Origin of the sequence: Delftia sp. UME58 (assembly GCF_014170385.1) — a bacterium.
Taxonomy (GTDB): domain Bacteria; phylum Pseudomonadota; class Gammaproteobacteria; order Burkholderiales; family Burkholderiaceae_C; genus Comamonas; species Comamonas acidovorans.
On sequence record NZ_LZZV01000105.1, the window covers coordinates 66,126 to 83,851 of the forward strand.

Here is a 17,726-nt window from a genome sequence, read left to right on the forward strand (position 1 = left end):
GGCTCCCCCTTGTTCAGGTCGTCTGTTGATGGGACGACTTCGGTTGTGATTGGTGTACTTGCGCGGAGGTCTGGCCAAAGCGCCGCTCGCGCGAAGTGAAGGCGGCAATGGCCTCGTCCAGGCAGGCCTCGTCGAAATCAGGCCACAGGCTGGCACTGAAGAAGAGTTCTGAATACGCGGCCTGCCACAACAGGAAGTTGCTGATGCGCATCTCCCCTCCGGTGCGGATCAGCAGGTCCGGATCGGGCACATGGGCCAGCGCGAGCGCGCGGTCCAGGCTCTGCGGGGTAATGGGCTCGCCCTGCTCTGCCAGCCGGGCTGCTGCCTGGGCAATGTCCCAGCGCCCGCCGTAGTTGAAGCAGACATTGAGCACCAGGCGGTCGTTGTGCGCCGTGACCTGCTCGGCCTGGGCCAGGCCCGCGCACACTTTCTCGCTCAGGCCACTGCGGTCGCCGATGAAGTGCAGGCGCACGCCATCGCGGCTCAGTTGCTGCACTTCCTTGGCAAGGGCATTGGCCAGCAGGCCCATGAGACCGGAAACCTCCTCTTCGGGGCGGTTCCAGTTCTCGGAAGAGAAAGCGAAGACGGTCAGAACCTGCACGCCGCGCTGGACGCAGGCGCGGGCGCAGCGGCGCAGCGATTCCACGCCCTGCTTGTGGCCGGCCAGTCGCGGCAGAAAGCGGCGATTGGCCCAGCGTCCATTGCCATCCATGATGACGGCAATATGGCGCGGCACCGCGCCGGAGTCTTGGTTTGTCAAAGGTACAGGCCCTGAGGCAAGCGAGGCAGAACGCCTCAGACCGCCATGATGTCTTGTTCCTTGGCAGCCACCAGCACGTCGATCTCGGTGATGTGCTTGTCGGTCATCTTCTGGACATCGGCTTCGCAACGCTTTTGGTCGTCTTCCGAGGCCTCCTTGTCCTTGACCAGCTTCTTGACGGCTTCGTTGGCGTCGCGGCGCAGGTTGCGCACGGCGATCTTGGAGGCTTCGCCTTCGTTGCGGGCCAGCTTGGTCATTTCCTTGCGGCGTTCCTCGCTCATGGGAGGCATGGGCACGCGGATCAGATCACCCAGCGAGGCAGGGTTCAGGCCCAGATCGCTCTCGCGAATGGCCTTCTCCACCTTGGCGGACATGCTCTTTTCCCAGGGCTGCACGCTGATGGTGCGCGCATCGAGCAGGTTCACGTTGGCCACCTGGGACAGCGGCACCATGGAGCCGTAGTAATCCACATGGATGGAGTCCAGCAGCGAGGGGTTGGCACGGCCGGTACGCACGCGCGCAAGATTGTTCTTGAGCGCTTCGATGGACTGGCCCATCTTGGACTCGGTGGTCTTCTTGATGTCTGCAATCGTCATGTTCTTGTTCCTTGAAGAGCTGTGAAACGCGGGATCAAAACGCTCAAGCGTACACCAGCGTGCCCTCATCCTCGCCCATGACCACGCGCTTGAGCGCGCCGGGCTTGTTGATGGAGAACACCCGGATCGGCAGCTTCTGATCGCGGCACAGCGCAAAGGCAGTGGCGTCCATGATGCCCAGGTTGCGCGAAATGGCCTCGTCGAAAGCCAGCTTGTGATAGCGGGTCGCGTCGGGATTCTTCATCGGGTCGTCGGTGTAGACACCATCGACCTTGGTGGCCTTGAGCACCACTTCGGCGCCGATCTCCGCGCCGCGCAGTGCGGCGGCCGTATCGGTAGTGAAGAACGGGTTGCCGGTGCCGGCGGCGAACACCACCACCTTGCCCTCCTCGAGATACTGCAGGGCCTTGGGGCGCACATAGGGCTCCACGACCTGCTCGATGGCAATGGCCGACATGACGCGGGCGATGAGGCCCTGCTTGTCCATGGCATCGGCCAGGGCAAGGGCATTCATCACGGTGGCCAGCATGCCCATGTAGTCGGCAGTGGCGCGGTCCATTCCGACCGAACCACCAGCCACGCCACGGAAAATATTCCCTCCACCGATCACCACGGCCACCTGGACACCCACGCGGGTGACTTCGGCGATTTCGGAGACCATGCGCTCGATGGTGGCACGGTTGATGCCGAACGAGTCGTCGCCCATGAGCGCCTCACCGGACAGCTTGAGCAGGATGCGCTTGTGGGCCGGTGCGGCGTTGGACATGGTGTTTCTCCGAAAGGTGGATGGTGGTGGATGGTGAAGGGAACGGTTCAGGCGCTCGGACGAATCAGGCGCCGGCCTTGGCAGCGGCCACTTGGGCAGCCACTTCGGCAGCGAAGTCGTCAACCTTCTTTTCGATGCCTTCGCCGACCACGTACAGGGTGAAGCCCTTGACGTTGGTGTTGGCGGCCTTGAGCATCTGGGCCACGGTCTGCTTGCCGTCGGCAGCCTTCACGAAGACCTGGTCGGCCAGCGAGACTTCCTTCAGGTACTTCTGAACCGAGCCTTCGACCATCTTGGCGACGATCTCGGCAGGCTTGCCGGATTCGGCAGCCTTGGCGGCAGCGACGGTGCGCTCCTTTTCGATCAGCTCGGCAGGCACGTCAGCGCTGGTCACGGACACGGGCTTCATGGCGGCCACGTGCATGGCGACGTCCTTGGCAGCGGTTGCATCGCCTTCGAACTCGACGATCACGCCGATGCGCGAACCGTGCAGGTAGGAAGCCAGGCTGGAGCCTTCGAAGCGCTTGAAGCGGCGGAAGGACATGTTCTCGCCGATTTTGCCGATCAGGCCCTTGCGCACGTCTTCCAGGGTGGGGCCGAAACCGTCCTGCTCATAGGCCAGGGCGCTCAGCGCGGCCACGTCAGCGGGGTTTTGCTCGGCGACCAGCTTGGCGGCGGCATTGGCCATCGCGATGAAGCTGTCGTTCTTGGACACGAAGTCGGTTTCGCTGTTGACTTCGATCATGGCACCCTTGTTGCCATCGATGAAGGCGGTGATCACGCCTTCAGCGGTCACGCGCGAGGCAGCCTTGCCGGCCTTGGTGCCCAGCTTGACGCGCAGCAGCTCTTCGGCCTTGACCAGATCGCCCTCGGCTTCGGTCAGGGCCTTCTTGCATTCCATCATGGGCGCGTCAGTCTTTGCGCGCAGTTCAGCCACCATGCTTGCGGTAATTGCAGCCATCGTATTTCTCCAATGTCAGTTCGATTCGTTACAGGATTTCGGCTAAAAAAACGGGGCTACCCTGAGCCCCGCTTTTCATTCAGCGACGAGGTCGCTCAGCCGGACAAGCTCAATCAGGCAGCGGATTCTTCCACTTCCACGAACTCGTCACCGCTCTCGCCGGATGCAGCCTTGACCACGTCGGTCAGTGCAGCAGCGCGGCCTTCCAGGATCGCGTCGGCGATGCCTTGGGCGTACAGTTGCACAGCCTTGGCAGAGTCGTCGTTACCGGGGATGACATAGTCGATGCCTTCGGGGTTGTGGTTGGAGTCAACCACGCCAACCAGGGGGATGCCCAGCTTCTTGGCTTCGGCCACGGCGATCTTGTGGAAGCCCACGTCGATCACGAAGATGGCGTCGGGCAGGCTGTTCATGTCCTGGATGCCGCCGATGTCCTTTTCCAGCTTTTCCAGTTCGCGGACGAACATCAGCTGTTCCTTCTTGCTCATGGCTTCCAGGCCGGCTTCTTGCTGGGCCTTCATTTCCTTCAGACGCTTGATGGACGTCTTGACGGTCTTGAAGTTGGTCAGCATGCCGCCCAGCCAACGCTGGTCAACGAAGGGCACGCCTGCGCGCTGGGCTTCTGCCGCCACCATCTCGCGGGCCTGGCGCTTGGTGCCGACCATCAGGATGGTGCCGCCGTTGGACGCCAGTTGCTTGACGAACTTCTGGGCGTCCTGGAACATCGGCAGCGACTTTTCCAGGTTGATGATGTGGATCTTGTTGCGGTGACCGAAGATGAAGGGGGCCATCTTGGGGTTCCAGAAACGGGTCTGGTGACCGAAGTGGACGCCTGCTTCCAGCATCTCGCGCATAGTGACGGACATATGAATACCTCAAAGGTTAGGTCTAAAATCCAGCCCGACAATTGCCCCCTGAAACACAGGAAGCAACACCTTGAAGGGACTGGTTTGCGATTGACTTTGCGTGGGGGCCGCAAGCATGGGCAGGCATTCTTGACGAACACCGCTCACCCAAAAGCTTTCGCCTGACACCCGGCAATCCCGGAGAAAATCAGGGTGAACCCCTAGCAAAGCCGCAAGATTCTAGCACACGCCATCCCTCAGCCGAGGCTTCGCGCTCAAAGCACGCTCGCCTCCTCAAGGCCACGGCAGTTGCACAAGATGCACACACTCCTGTAGTGATAGCTGCATCCGCTTGATAATCCGGGCACTTCAGCAGATTCCACCCCAAAATGAACATCGCGATTGTGGGCGCCGGCAGCATTGGCGTTGCGACAGCCCACGCACTGGCACAGGCCGGCCACGAGGTCACCGTCTACGAGCGTCACGGCACCGCAGCGCAAGAAGCCAGCTTCGGACATGCCGGCTGGCTGGGCCCCAGCCTGTTCCAGCCCTGGAGCGTCCCCGGCCTTTCGACCGCCGAACGCTCACCCACCCTTCCCGGCCGGCAGGCCCTGCCGCGCCTGGGCCCCGGAAACCTCGCAGCCCAGCTGCGCTGGCTATGGCAATGGCGCCAGGCCGGACGACAACTGCGCAAAGGCAACGCGCCCACAGCCGCCATGGGGGCGCTGGAGGCGCTCACGCAACGCAGCCAGCAGCTCCAGCAATCGCTGTGGCGGCAGTGGGAGCTTGACCCGGAATATGTCGCCGGAAGCCTGGTGCTGCTGGGCAGCGAGGCCGAGCACGAACAACTGAAGCCTGCACTGGATGCACTGGCCGAGGCCGGCACACGCTGCGAGGCGCTGGATGCCACCCAGGCCCGGCTGCGCGAACCCGCTTTGGGCGAGGAAACCACGCTCGCAGGCGCCCTGTACTTCCCGCAGGCAGGCGCCGCCAACGGCCGCCTTGCCACGCTGATGCAACGCCAGGCGGCGCAGACGGCGGGAGCACGCTTCGAGACGCAGCGCCTGGTGCAGGGATTGCAGCCCGGCGGCGCCGGGCGCACCGCACGCCTGCAGTTGCTGGGCGAAGACACTCCCCGTTCGCACGACGCCATCGTCGTCTGCGCTGGCGCCGAGGCCGCGAACCTGCTCACGCCGCTGGGCCTGCGCCCACCCATGATCGCCTTGCACGGCTATGGCATCAGCGCCCCTTTGCGCGAACAAGGTTATGCACCTCGCCACGCCATCGTGGACTGGAGTGAGCAGATGACCCTGGTGCGCCTGGGCCAGCGCATGCGCATCGTGGCCGGCGCGGAACTGGGCCGCCGCAGCCCCATGCATGAGGCCACGCTGCAGCGCATGTACCACCGCCTCAACATGGTTTTTCCCGGCAGCGCCGTGCTGGCCTCGGGCGTTCAGATCTGGCATGGCACGCGCATGTGCACAGCGGATGGACTGCCGCTGGTGGGCGCCAGCGGACTGCCCGGCATCTGGCTCAACCTGGGCCACGGCAGTTGCGGCGCTGCCATCGCGCAGGGGTGCGCAAGCCTGCTGAGCGACCTGATGGACAACCGCACCAGCTTCCTGGACAGCACACTGCTCGACCCGCGCCGCTTCGGCTGACCGGCGCCCCCTCCTCCGCCACCCGGCGGCGGACCGCTATGCTCGGTCCATGCTGCGCATTCCCACATCCACCGCCTTGCCGCTGTTTGATACGGCTGCCACTCGCACCCTGGAACAGCAGGCGGCAGCCAGACTGCCCGCGCACAGCCTCATGCAACGCGCGGGCGCGGGCCTGGCACGCCTGGCACGCGCCATCGCCCCCCATGCTCGCTGTATCTGGATAGCCTGCGGTCCCGGCAACAACGGCGGCGATGGCTTGCAGGCAGCCGCCTGGCTGCAACAAAGCCTCAATGCGGCGCCAGAAAAGGGCCGCAGTTGCCGCATTCTGGTCAGCTGCGTGCGCGAACGCGCCCACATGCCCGCCGATGCACGCGCCGCCTGGGACGCCGCCCACGAAGCCGGCGTGCAATGGACCGAGCACATGCCCGCCGACATGGGGCCACAGGACTTATGCATTGACGCATTGCTGGGCATCGGCCTGCGCCAGCCAGACGCCGCAAGCCCACACACCGGCACGAATGAGCGCCTGCTCACTGTGCTGCGCGGCCTGCAGTCCAGCACCAGCCCGGTCCTTTGCGCGGACATAGCCTCCGGACTGGATGCCGACACCGGGCAGTACCTGCCTGGATTCGCGCCCCTGAACGCCCCAGCCAGCGCACGGCACACACTGGCCCTGCTGACGCTGCAGCCCGGACTGTTCACAGGAAGTGGCCGCGATGCCTGCGGCCAGATATGGTGGGATGACCTGGACACGGGACTGGCGAAAGGCAGGCCACCCCTCACGCCCCCGCCCTGCGCACAACTGTTTTCACCAGGCGCCAGCGCCCCGCGCCCGCATGCCAGCCACAAGGGAAGCTTTGGCGACGTGGCCATTCTTGGCGGAGAGGGGCTGGGACAGCGCGGCCTTTCCATGACCGGCGCCGCCTGGCTGGCTGCCCTGGCCGCGCTGCACGGCGGCGCGGGGCGCGTGATGCTCGCTCTGCTCGATGCCTCGGCCGGGTCAGGCCAGGCCACCGCGCCCTGGCCCGAAATCATGCTGCGCAGCCCTGAAGCGCAGGACTGGCGCGGCACCACCGTGGCCTGCGGATGCGGGGGCGGCATGGCGGTGCGCGCCTGGCTGCCCCAGATACTGGATCAAGCCCCCAGGCTGGTGCTGGACGCAGACGCACTGAATGCCATTGCCGAAGATGAATCGCTGGCCTCGCTCCTGAAAGAGCGCCGCCGGCGCGACCTGCACACGGTGCTGACGCCCCACCCGCTGGAGGCCGCCCGCCTGCTGAAGACAAACACCGCACAGGTCCAGTCACAGCGGCTGCGCGCCGCCAGGCAACTGGCGCAGCGCTTCGACTGCACCGCGCTGCTCAAGGGCTCGGGCACCGTGGTCGCCGGCCCCCAGGAAGAGAATGATGCACCGCCCTGCTGGATCAATCCCACGGGAAATGCCCGCCTGTCGACCGGAGGAACCGGCGACGTGCTCGCCGGGCTGATTGCCGCGCTGTGGGCCCAGGGCCTGCAGCCCACGCAGGCAGCCGCCCTGGCGGCCTGGCGCCATGGATTTGCGGCAGACCATTGGCCTGCGCACATCCCGTTCAGCGCCAGCGCACTGGCCCAGCGGCTCGGAACATAAAAACCCTCAGGGCTTGCGCCGGGGCTTGGATGTGTTGCCCGTCACCTTGGACTTGACGGCGCCCAAGGCCTTCTTGCCCAAGGCGCGCAGTGCCTGCACCGGCGACGGTGGAGGCAGCTGCGGCAGGCCGTGGGCAGCAGCATCCGTGGCCGCAGGCTTGCGTGCCTCGGACTTGCGTGCCTCGGACGCCCGGCCTCTGCGGGGTCGCGCAGCGGAGCCAGCGGATGATGGCTCCGCAACCGCCTCGCCCATGTCGCTCTGCCGCGCCGAGGTAGCCGAGCGCGGCTGGGCATTCGCATATTCAGCTTCCAGCGCGGCCAGGTTCACGCCCTTGACCATGGCCTTTTTAGACGCCTTGCGCCCCTGCTTGCCGGCCGACGCCGCTGCATCAGACTCAGGCCTTGCACCGCCGGAGCCTCCCGAGTTGCGCTGCGCCCGCTTTTCCTTGGCATCGCGGCGGCCCCATTTTTCGCCCTGATGGGCTTCCGTGCGCGCCGGCGTCCTGCCGGGCCGGCCCGAGGCCGGCTGCTCTTCGCCATCGCGCACCAGGCGGAAATCGATGCGCCGGCCATCCAGGTCCACACGGCTGACCTGCACGCGCAGCCGCGTGCCGATGCCATAGCGAATGCCCGAGCGCTCGCCGCGCAGCTCCTGACGCGCCTCGTCAAAGCGGAAATAGTCGCCGCCCAGCTCGGTGATGTGGACCAGCCCCTCCACATACATGGCGTCGAGCGTGACGAAGATGCCGAAGGTGGTCACCGCGGAGACCATGCCGCCGAACTCCTCGCCCAGATGCTCACGCATGTACTTGCACTTGAGCCAGGCTTCGACATCGCGGCTGGCCTCGTCGGCCCGGCGCTCATTGGCGCTGCAGTGCAGGCCAGCGGCTTCCCAGGCCTGGACCTCGGCAGCGGGCGCGCGCTTGCGCGGCTTCTGGCCGGGCGGGCTGACGCGAGAGGCCAGACGCTTGGCCAGCTTGGCCTCGGCCTCTCCGGGCGTGGGCAGCTCGGGCAGGCGATAGTGCGTGCCTTCGAGCTCGGCCTTGATCACGCGGTGCACCAGCAGGTCGGGATAGCGGCGGATCGGACTGGTGAAGTGCGTATAGGCCTCGAAGGCCAGGCCGAAGTGGCCCGAATTCTCGGGCGTGTAGAAGGCCTGCATCATCGAGCGCAGCAGCATGGTGTGGATCTGCTGGGCGTCGGGACGATCCTTGGTGGCGTTGGCAATGGCCTGGAACTCGGACGTGGCCGGGTTCTCGCTCAGCGCCACACCGACCCCCATGGCCTTGAGATAGTTGCGCAGAATGTCCTGCTTTTCCAGCGAGGGCTTGTCGTGCACGCGGAACAGGCCGACGCGACCGCTTTGCTCGATGAAATCCGCACTGCAGACATTGGCGGCCAGCATGGCCTCCTCGATCAGCTTGTGCGCCTCGTTGCGCGTGCGCGGCACGATCTTCTCGATGCGGCCGTTCTCGTCACAGACGATCTGCGTCTCCGTGGTCTCGAAGTCCACGGCGCCGCGCGCCTCGCGCGACTTGAGCAGCGCCTGGTAGACGCCGTGGAGATTCAGCAGGTCACCCACGCGCTCCGAGCGCCGGGCAGCCTCAGGGCCGCGCGTATTGGCGAGGATGGCCGCCACCTCGGTGTAGGTGAAGCGCGCATGGCTGTGCATCACCGCCGGATAGAACTGATAGGCATGGATCTCGCCCTTGGCGGTGATCAGCATGTCGCAGACCATGCACAGGCGGTCCACATCGGGGTTGAGCGAGCACAGGCCATTGCTCAGCTTCTCGGGCAGCATGGGGATCACGCGGCGCGGGAAATAGACGCTGGTGGCGCGGTCATAGGCATCGATGTCGATGGCGCTGCCCGTGGTCACGTAGTGGCTCACATCGGCAATAGCCACCAGCAGGCGCCAGCCCTTGCTGCGCCCGACTTTGGCGGGCTCGCAATAGACAGCATCATCGAAATCGCGCGCATCCTCGCCATCGATGGTCACCAGGGGCACATCGGTCAGATCGATGCGTTTCTTGCAGTCGGCAGGTCGCACCCTGTCCGGCAGCGCCTTGGCCTGCGCCAGGCAGGCATCGGAAAACACATGCGGGACGCCGTACTTGCGCACCGCGATCTCGATCTCCATGCCGGGATCATCGACTTCACCGAGCACTTCGATGATGCGTCCCACGGGCTGGCCGAACAGCGCGGGCGCCTCGGTCAGCTCCACCACGACCACCTGGCCGATCTTGGCCGAGCCCGTGGCATTGGCGGGGATCAGGATGTCCTGGCCGTAGCGCTTGTCTTCGGGCGCCACCAGCCACACGCCGCTTTCCTGCAAAAAGCGACCAATGATGTTGTGCGCAGGGCGTTCGATGATCTCGACCACACGGCCTTCGGGCCTGCCGCGGCGGTCCTGGCGCACGATGCGGACCTTCACGCGGTCCTTGTGCAGCACGGCACGCATTTCATTGGGGGGAAGGAAGATGTCGCCTTCGCCGTCATCGCGGATGACGAAGCCATGTCCGTCGCGGTGCCCCTGCACACTACCCTCGATTTCGTCGTTCGCGTCGGCGCTTTTGGCGTGAGGGTTCATTTTCTTGGTATACAATCTAAATCTTTCCTGAGATGCCCAGGTGGCGGAATTGGTAGACGCACTAGTTTCAGGTACTAGCGGGTAACTCCGTGGAGGTTCGAGTCCTCTCCTGGGCACCAAGTTTAACGACAACCTGCAGAGGTTGCGGTGAACTAAGGAACTATCTTCAGCAGAAGGCAGTTCCCTGGCTTCATGACTTGGTAAATGACAGTCTCAAGAAAAAAACGAAGATCGGGATGCTTCTGCAAAAAATGCAGTAGAATTTCAGCTTCAGCAAGCCCAGGTGGCGGAATTGGTAGACGCACTAGTTTCAGGTACTAGCGGGTAACTCCGTGGAGGTTCGAGTCCTCTCCTGGGCACCAAACATGAAAAGGCCGTTGCACATGCAACGGCCTTTTTCTTTTCCGATCGCTGCAAGATGCTGGCGACGGCATGCCGCCAAGAAAATTTCAGGAAAATCTTCGCAAACCTGCCCGGCACATCGCTTTCACGCTATATAATTTGCTCACTCTGAAATGCCCAGGTGGCGGAATTGGTAGACGCACTAGTTTCAGGTACTAGCGGGTAACTCCGTGGAGGTTCGAGTCCTCTCCTGGGCACCAAACATGAAAAGGCCGTTGCACACGCAACGGCCTTTTTTCTTTGCCTCGCCGGCACCGTCGCAAGCCCCTCCCCCATCCCGCAGAAATTTCTCAAAAACTTGGGAAATCGGCTTCAGACGGAGATTTCGCGCTATATAATTTACTCACTCTGAAATGCCCAGGTGGCGGAATTGGTAGACGCACTAGTTTCAGGTACTAGCGGGTAACTCCGTGGAGGTTCGAGTCCTCTCCTGGGCACCAAACATGAAAAGGCCGTTGCACATGCAACGGCCTTTTTTCTTGGGCGCTGCAGACGCATCGACTCCAGAAGGCCGCATCCATGGCGCAAAAAAAAGGGAGCCAGCGGCTCCCTTCCTGGATGAGAGGATCACCTCCCGTGCATCACTTGCGCAGCAGTTGCTTGAGCACGTTCTGCAGGCGGCGCGCGCTGGCATCATCGCGCGGCGATGCCAGCACGCGGGCGGCATCGTTGCCCCAGGTTTCCTGCGGAGCAGGATCGTTGCGACGCGTCAGCAGCTGCAGCTGCAGGGCACGGCGGGCGCTCAGATGTTCCGCGGGCGTGGGGACATCGGCGGCCATTTCAAGGCGCAGCAGGGCTTCGCCCGCGTCTCCCTTGGGTGCCTGGCCGAGGGCCTGCGACCAGGCACTGCGCACTTGTGCAGACACACGGCCGCCAAGCTGCTGGGCAGCCGGCATCTGGGCAGCGTCACGCGACTCCCACGCCGCCATCAACTGGGTCAGTGCTTCACCATGGGCCTGGGCCGCGAGCTTGCGCAGGGCGTCCTGGGCATGTTCCATGGCTTCACGCTGGGCGCGGAAGGCGGGGTCCGCCAGGCGCGGTCCGCGCTCTTCGCGCGGCTCGCGGGTGAAACGGCCACTGTCGCGGCTGTCTCGGCCATCCCGGCCGTCGCGGCCACGGCCACCATCGCGGCGGTCGCCAGGACGGGCAGCACGTGCACCTCCCTCTTCCTTCTTCATGCCAGGACGATCATCGCCGCGCACGGCAACCACGGGGCGCACCGGCACCGGCTTGGCTTCGGATTCTTCCGAACCCGCTGCAGCAGCGGCAGGCTCCTGTGCTGGCTGGGCCGCATTCACGGAAGCATCGGCACGGCCACGCAGCGCTTGCTCCAGAGCCTCCACCGCAGCGCGGATTTGCTGCACATCACCCGAGGTGTTGGCAGCTTCCACGGCCTGCGACGCTTCCAGCACGCGGCGATCATGGTCGCTGAGCGCCACAGCCGCGGCGCGGGGACCACGCTCGCTGCCCTTGCGGTTGAAGGCTTCGTCCAGTGGCTTGCGGAAGGCATCCCAGAGCTTTTGCTCGTGCTTGCGGTCCAGCGGCACTGCCTGCGCCTCGGCCTGCCAGCGCTGCTGCAGGGCCTTGACGGCGTCGATGCGCAGGTTGGGCGCAGCGCCCAGCGCCGTGGCTTCGTCGATCATGGCATGGCGACGCTGCAGGCTGGCCTTTTGCGCGGCATGCAACGGAGCCTCGGCCAGGGCCATGGCCTGCTTGAACTGGGGTTGCAGTTCGGCAAACAGCTTCTCGCCGATATGGCCGCTTTCACGCCAACGTTCAGCGAACTGGCGCAGTGCGCGCGCCGCGCCCTTGAGATCTTCGCTGGCGGACTGCTGCGCTGCCCAGGCCTTGATCTCTTCGATCAGCGCCAGGCGCTGTGCCTTGGACTGGGTGGTTTCGGTGCGCAGCTTGTCGTGCCAGGACTCGACCACCTTGTGGGCCGTGTTGCAGGCTTCGTCAAACTTCTTCCACAGTGCGTGGTTGGCTGCGCTGCCCTGGTCGGCCAGCTTCCATTGCTCGCGCAGGCTGCGCAGCGATTCCTGGATCTTGCGGCCACCCAGCGCCTGGCCTTCAGGGCGGTTCAGCAGGGCTTCCGCCTTGGCAACCAGTTCCTCGCGCAGCTTGTCGGCGTTCTGGCGCGGCCAGCCCTCGGACTCGCCAGCCGCCAGAAGGGCCTCATGCACCTTGGTGACCAGTGCATCGTCCACCAGTCGGCCATGGGCCTTGATGGCGGCGCGCACGGCCTGCACGGCGGCGGAACCCGCCTTGCTTTCGCCGGCAGCCGTCTCGGCCTGGAGCTGCTCCAGCGCCTGGGTCAGTGCGCTGCTGGCGGCAGCCACTTGCTCAGGCGATGTCTTCGCCTTGGGCTGCGCTGCGCTGCGGGCAGCGGGAGCGGGCTTGGACGGCTCGGCGGCCGCCGCCTCGGGAGGCAGGCCACGCGCCACGCGCAGCTCATCGGCCCACACGGGCACGGTGGGCAGCGGAGCGGCTTCATCGGCGGCGGCAGCTTCGGTCAGCGCCAGTGCCGACTGGAAGGCATCCCAGACCAGGATCAGCTGTGCGCTGGCGGCTTCCAGCTGGGGCGGGAAACGTCCGTCCACGCTGGCCCAGTTGTCATCGCCGGTCAGTTCGCCGGCCTGCTCCTGCCAACGGGCCACGTCGGCGCGCAGGTTGTCGAGCACAGCCTGGGCATCGCGCCAGGGCTTGGTGGACAGGACCTCGATGCGCTGGGCCAGCAAAACGGCCACTTCGCGCTGGACCTGCACGCGGTGCTGCAGCTCCTCGATGGCCTTGACACGCTCGGCCAGCTGGGCCTTGTGCTGCGACAGAGGTTCACGCGACAGCGGGGCGCCCGCCTTGGCGGCGTCGCGCTGCCAGGCGATGGCGTCGGCGGCATTGAAGGGCGATGCGACCAGCAGCGCCTGGGCCTTTTCAGCCCACTCCACTGCGATCTTTTCCTGGTCCTTGGTGCGGCGGATTTCGTCCAGGCGCTCACGCACGGCACGGGCCGCACCCTTGTCGCGCGCGCTCAGTTCCTTGAGGACGTCCTGCAATTGCTCGACCGAAGGCTGGGTTGCCAGCCAGTCGCGGATGCGCGCGGCGCGATCACCCGAGGTTTCGGCGGAGAAGGCACCGCCCGTGAGCACATCCAAGGGGTGTTGTTCGGGATTCTTGGCAGAAGCAGGGCTCACTTCAGGTGCATCGGACATGGTGCTGCGGGGGGAAAGAGAAGACATGAATCAATCGTTGAATGTCTGGCTGCCGCGGGCCGCCAGACGCGGCCGGCCAGGCCGCATGCGGGCATGCTAGCCGGACCGGGAAAACCATATTCTCGCCGTTATTTGAAGCGGAGCCAAAACCGGGCTACTGCGTAGACAGGCTGAGTTGGGCGCGCGGACTCCATTGCTGGTCGTCGGAGTCCAGTTTTGGAGCCCCCAGAAACAGGCGTTCAAGCGGCAACTGCTGCTGGGCAAGGTAGTCGCGCACGACCACGGCGCGGGCCAGCGCCAGCTCGCGCATGGCATCGTCGGGCACGGTAATCTGCTCCAGCAGCAGGCTGCGCATCTGGTCGGTGGGCAGGTCCTTGGCCATGCCGATGACATTGCGCGGCTTGGCAAAGTCGGCCCGACTGTAAAGCGCCTTCGTCAAGGCCGGTACTTCGGAGGCAGGCAATTCGGTCACGGACTCTGCCGACTTGCCGTCGCGCAGCACCTGGCGGCGTTTCTGGGCGAGCAGCAGGCGATCGAGCTCCGCCTGCTTCCAGGCCTCTTTGTCCTGCGCCTCGCGCGCCTCGCCGATCACGGTGAGCTTGAGGGCCGGGCGATCCTTGAGGGAGGCGACCACCTTGTCCAGGCTTTCGCGGGCCTTGCCGTCGATCTGGGCACGCCCCGGCGCAAAGGCCACCACGCCCGATTCGCTGCTGCCGCCAAAAGCGCCCGACAGCAGCGAGAACGGCGAGGTGATGGCCTTCATGATCAGGTTGCCAATAATCTTGAAGATGACCGGCGCCAGCCTGAATTGCGGGTCGTTGAGCGAGCCGCTGACCGGCAGGTCCAGGTCGATGACTCCGTTGCGGTCAGCCAACAGCGCCACAGCCAGACGCACGGGCAGCGAGGCGGGCGCGCCTTCGACGGCTTCACCGAACGTGAGTTGATGCAGCACCAGCTTGTTGCGCGCCGTGAGCTGGCCATCGGGCTCGATCTTGTAGTTGACGTCCATGCTGAGCTTGCCGCGCTCGATCCCGTGGCCCGCGTACTTGATGGAGTACGGCGACAGAGGGGGCAGTTCCAGGTCGCGCATCTGGGCACGTATGTCCAGGGCCAGCGGCTTGGCCAGCGGATTGACCTGGCCGGTGATCTCCAGCGAAGCCGTGCCCTGGGCGCGGCCGCGCAGTTCCACATCCGCCAGTTGCGGCGCCTGCTGGCTGCCAGGCTGCTCGGACGAGAAGGCGCTCAGGCGGCCCGCCAGCTCGCTGAGGTCGGCCGAGTAGTTGGGCTGGATGAAGTAGTCGGAGAACTGGACCCTGCCGCCTGTCAGCACAATCGGCCCGATCTTGATGACGGGCGCAGGCCCTGAGGCAGCCTGCGGCGGCGCCGGTTCGGCGGAAGCCGTCGTGCCATCCGCGGCCGGCGTGGCGTTCTGCTCCAGGGACTGCTGGGACTTCGCCGATTTGACGATGTCCTGCAGGTTGATGCGCCCGTTGCGCTGCACGATGACGCGCGCAAAGAAGTCGCTGAGCGCCGTCTCGCGCACGCTCAGGCGCAGCGGCTGGGCAGGCTGCATCTGCAGATCCAGCCCGCGCACGGCCAGCGTCTTCCAGGCCACCAGTTCATCGCGCAGGCCGAGTCCCAAGGCAGCCGACTGGGCCTTGGCCCGGTCGGCCGTGGATTCGCTGAGCACGGCAGCCACGGCGCCTGCCGCCGTGCGTGGCGCGCCCTGCGCTGCGGCCTCGCCCGCCGCTTGCACGGGAGAGGCCAGCGCGGAGCGCATGCGCAGGTCCACGAGCTCGACATCCCCCTGCACCGCCAGCTCGGGACCGGCCGGTTGGCTGACAAAGCGCAGTTGTCCGAGGAAATTGCCGTCGGCACGCACCAACTCCACATTGAGCATGTCGGCAAAGTAGGGCTCCAGCGCATGCAGCGGCAGGCTGCGCGCCTGCAACTTGCCCTGAAGCGACAGCGGCGCCAGCCCCAGGTCCCCGCGCAGGCTCAGCGAGCCCGCCTGGACACGCCGGCCCGAGCCGACCTGGGCGGACAGCTCCAGCGGCGTGGGCGCGGATTTGGCGGCCAGCGGCTCGATGGCGCCCATGCGAAGGCGCAGCGAACCCAGGTCCAGCGACACGGTGCGCGCGGAATCCGCGTTGCGCACGGGCGCTTCGTCACGCAGCGCAATGGCGCCGCCATCGACCTCCAGCGCCTGCAGCTTCAGGCCCCAGGGCCGGGACTTGTCCTTGCCGGCGTCCTGCGATGCGGACACCGAGGAGGCGGGCGGCAGCCATTGCTCGTACATCCACCGGCCCTGGGCATCGCGCAACACGGCCAGCTGCGGCTTTTGCAATGCCAGGCGGCCCACGGAGACCTGCTGGCTGGCCAGATTGACCTGCACCTGCTCCAGCTGCAGGTGCGCGATATCGACGGGCGCGGCCTTGTCCTTGAGGCTCAACTGCTCCACGCCCAGCCCGGCCACCTGAACCACCATGGCAGCACCGTTCCAGCCCAGGCCGGCGTCGGCGCTCAACAGACCCGTCAGCTCGGGTTTGAGATGGGCAGACAGGTACGGTGCCGCCAGTTGCAGCGGCAATTGCCGCGCGGAGAAGGCCAGTTGGCCCTGCTTGTCGGTCAAGGCGCCGCTCAGCTGCAACTCGGCAGGTTTCGCCCCCTCCCCCGCCGACTCGGGCTGCAGCTGCATGCTGGCAGCAAGCTGCAGCGGTTGCTCCAAGGGCCAGCGGATATCGCGCACCTGCAACGACAGCTCGCGCGCCTGCAGCGCAGCGCCGGACTTTCCAGCGTCGGGAGCAGCATCGCGCCAGTGCACCGTGGCATCGGCAACGGACAGCTTGTCCAGGCTGACCTTCCATGGCTGGGGGGCGTCGGGGGCAGGCTTTTCCGCTGCCGGCCTGGCATCCGGGGAGGAAGCCCCCCCCATCGCCATCCAATTGATGCGGCCTTGCGCATCGCGGGCCGCAAAAATCTCGGGGGCGCTCCACTGCACGGACTCCAGCTCCGCAACCGATTGCAGCGGCTGCACGTTCTTGAGCACGGCGGCCAGGCGCTCGAAGCGCAGCAGGGGGGCGCCGTCACGGTCATGCAGCTCGGCGCCGGACAGGCTGACCTCCCCGGTGATGCGGACCACGGCCTGCTCGGCCTGCTCAAAGGAGATATGCAGGTTGGTATCCAGCACGCCGGAGCGCGGCTTGACCGGTGCAGTGGCGGGTACATAGCCCAGATAGGGCGTCAGGTCCACGCCCTGCCAGCTCAGATCGACAGCGGTCTGGCGCTGCTCGGTGAAGGGCGTGCTCTGGGCGCTGGATTCAAACCGGCTGCCGTTGAGCGCAAAGGACAGGTGCGGGAGCACCTTGATCTCGCGCTTGGACTCCAGGTTGCTGATGAAGGGCAGGCGCAGCTGCAACTGCTCGAGCATGTGCTGGCGCTGCTGGACCTCGTCCTGCAACTCCACGCGGCCGTCGCGCAGCGCAATGTTGTACAGCGCAAAGCCCACGGGCCTGGAGGGCGGCGTGTCGCCGGGTTCGGCCAGCCTGGCCAGCACATCGTCCACATCGAAATGCCCCAGGCTCTGCTGGGTCAGGCGCAGCACCGGCGCATCGACCTCGATGGCATCCAGCACCGGCGCCAGCCGAAACAGCGACTGGATACTGGCATTGACATAGATGCGATCGATCTGAAGCTGGGGGGAAGAAGATGAAGACGGCACGGACTCCGGCGCCGTGCCTTCCGCCTGGCGTCTGGCAATGCTCAGGTCGCGCAGGGTGAGCTCCAGCGACCAGGGCCGGAACTCCACTGCACCCACACGGACCTGACGGCCCAGTTTGGCCGATGCCTGCTTTTCCAGTTGACTCCTGGCCACAACGGGCACCAGCGCCCACAGCAGCAGCCACAGCAAAAGGAAGGCCACAAGGGCGATGGCCAGCCTGCGCAGCCAGCGGTGCTTGAAGAGAGATTGCATGGGGCTCTGGTAACTAGTACAGCCCCATCCAGGGACACAGGACAGGGCAACGGCTGCATTGCACCAGAAATTGGGGCGGCAGCAACGGCTGGGTCCGCACCACGGCACATTTCTTGACGTTGCGGCCATCCTTTAACGACAAAGCCCGGAAGCCGTGAACCGGCTTCCGGGCTTTACGGCGGGCACAAGTCCCGACCGTTTTCCGCAGTCAAGGAGAGGATGGTCCTTGCTGCTTGGAAGCAAGAGATTGCTTCCAGGAAGGCCGCGGAGGAAGACTTGAACCACGGTGTCCGCACTATCGAACACCACTTTTACCTGTCTTCCACCTTGGCGAGAC

10 protein-coding genes and 4 tRNA genes are annotated in these 17,726 nt (G+C 65.5%); 6 read left to right on the forward strand and 8 right to left on the reverse strand.

Going from position 1 to position 17,726, the window contains the following annotated elements:
• Positions 1 to 13: 13 nt before the first annotated feature.
• The 5 genes from uppS to rpsB all read right to left on the reverse strand — a co-directional run bounded on the left by uppS (position 14) and on the right by rpsB (position 3,949).
• Positions 14 to 760 carry a polyprenyl diphosphate synthase gene (uppS, locus tag A9976_RS27150; protein WP_183021556.1) on the reverse strand — a complete coding sequence of 249 codons (747 nt, stop codon included), beginning with the start codon at positions 758 to 760 and terminating at the stop codon, positions 14 to 16.
• Between the two features lie 35 nt (positions 761 to 795).
• Entirely contained in the window at positions 796 to 1,356 is a 561-nt protein-coding gene (gene frr / locus A9976_RS27155; protein ID WP_088164102.1) for a ribosome recycling factor, read from the reverse strand.
• Positions 1,357 to 1,399: 43 nt separating this feature from the next.
• Positions 1,400 to 2,122: a UMP kinase gene (gene pyrH, locus A9976_RS27160; protein WP_183021557.1), complete on the reverse strand. Its 723-nt coding sequence runs from the start codon at positions 2,120 to 2,122 to the stop codon at positions 1,400 to 1,402.
• Positions 2,123 to 2,186: 64 nt separating this feature from the next.
• The gene (tsf, locus tag A9976_RS27165) at positions 2,187 to 3,083 is read right to left on the reverse strand and encodes a translation elongation factor Ts (RefSeq protein ID WP_183021558.1); all 897 of its coding nucleotides are present in this window, start codon (positions 3,081 to 3,083) and stop codon (positions 2,187 to 2,189) included.
• A 113-nt stretch (positions 3,084 to 3,196) separates the two neighbouring features.
• The gene (rpsB, locus tag A9976_RS27170; RefSeq protein WP_012206747.1) at positions 3,197 to 3,949 is read right to left on the reverse strand and encodes a 30S ribosomal protein S2; all 753 of its coding nucleotides are present in this window, start codon (positions 3,947 to 3,949) and stop codon (positions 3,197 to 3,199) included.
• Between the two features lie 368 nt (positions 3,950 to 4,317).
• On the opposite strand from rpsB, the gene A9976_RS27175 reads away from it, so the two are divergent.
• Together A9976_RS27175 and A9976_RS27180 are read left to right on the forward strand one after the other, a co-directional pair.
• Positions 4,318 to 5,589: an FAD-dependent oxidoreductase gene (locus tag A9976_RS27175; protein WP_183021559.1), complete on the forward strand. Its 1,272-nt coding sequence runs from the start codon at positions 4,318 to 4,320 to the stop codon at positions 5,587 to 5,589.
• A gap of 49 nt (positions 5,590 to 5,638) precedes the next feature.
• The gene (locus tag A9976_RS27180; protein ID WP_183021560.1) at positions 5,639 to 7,216 is read left to right on the forward strand and encodes an NAD(P)H-hydrate dehydratase; all 1,578 of its coding nucleotides are present in this window, start codon (positions 5,639 to 5,641) and stop codon (positions 7,214 to 7,216) included.
• A gap of 6 nt (positions 7,217 to 7,222) precedes the next feature.
• On the opposite strand, the gene rnr is transcribed toward A9976_RS27180, so the two are convergent.
• The gene (rnr, locus tag A9976_RS27185) at positions 7,223 to 9,805 is read right to left on the reverse strand and encodes a ribonuclease R (protein WP_183021561.1); all 2,583 of its coding nucleotides are present in this window, start codon (positions 9,803 to 9,805) and stop codon (positions 7,223 to 7,225) included.
• 34 nt (positions 9,806 to 9,839) lie between these two features.
• On the opposite strand from rnr, the gene A9976_RS27190 reads away from it, so the two are divergent.
• The 4 genes from A9976_RS27190 to A9976_RS27205 all read left to right on the forward strand — a co-directional run bounded on the left by A9976_RS27190 (position 9,840) and on the right by A9976_RS27205 (position 10,647).
• Positions 9,840 to 9,924: transfer RNA gene (locus A9976_RS27190), tRNA-Leu, on the forward strand.
• Between the two features lie 158 nt (positions 9,925 to 10,082).
• Positions 10,083 to 10,167, forward strand: a tRNA-Leu gene (locus A9976_RS27195).
• Positions 10,168 to 10,322: 155 nt separating this feature from the next.
• A tRNA-Leu gene (locus tag A9976_RS27200) sits at positions 10,323 to 10,407 on the forward strand.
• A 155-nt stretch (positions 10,408 to 10,562) separates the two neighbouring features.
• Positions 10,563 to 10,647 (forward strand) — tRNA-Leu (locus tag A9976_RS27205).
• 141 nt (positions 10,648 to 10,788) lie between these two features.
• Here the strand turns inward: A9976_RS27205 and A9976_RS27210 are convergent.
• Both A9976_RS27210 and A9976_RS27215 read right to left on the reverse strand, forming a co-directional pair.
• Positions 10,789 to 13,416, reverse strand: a complete 2,628-nt coding sequence (locus tag A9976_RS27210; RefSeq protein WP_183021634.1) for a DUF349 domain-containing protein — start codon at positions 13,414 to 13,416, stop codon at positions 10,789 to 10,791.
• A 154-nt stretch (positions 13,417 to 13,570) separates the two neighbouring features.
• Positions 13,571 to 17,389: a DUF748 domain-containing protein gene (locus tag A9976_RS27215; protein WP_183021562.1), complete on the reverse strand. Its 3,819-nt coding sequence runs from the start codon at positions 17,387 to 17,389 to the stop codon at positions 13,571 to 13,573.
• Positions 17,390 to 17,726: the final 337 nt, after the last annotated feature.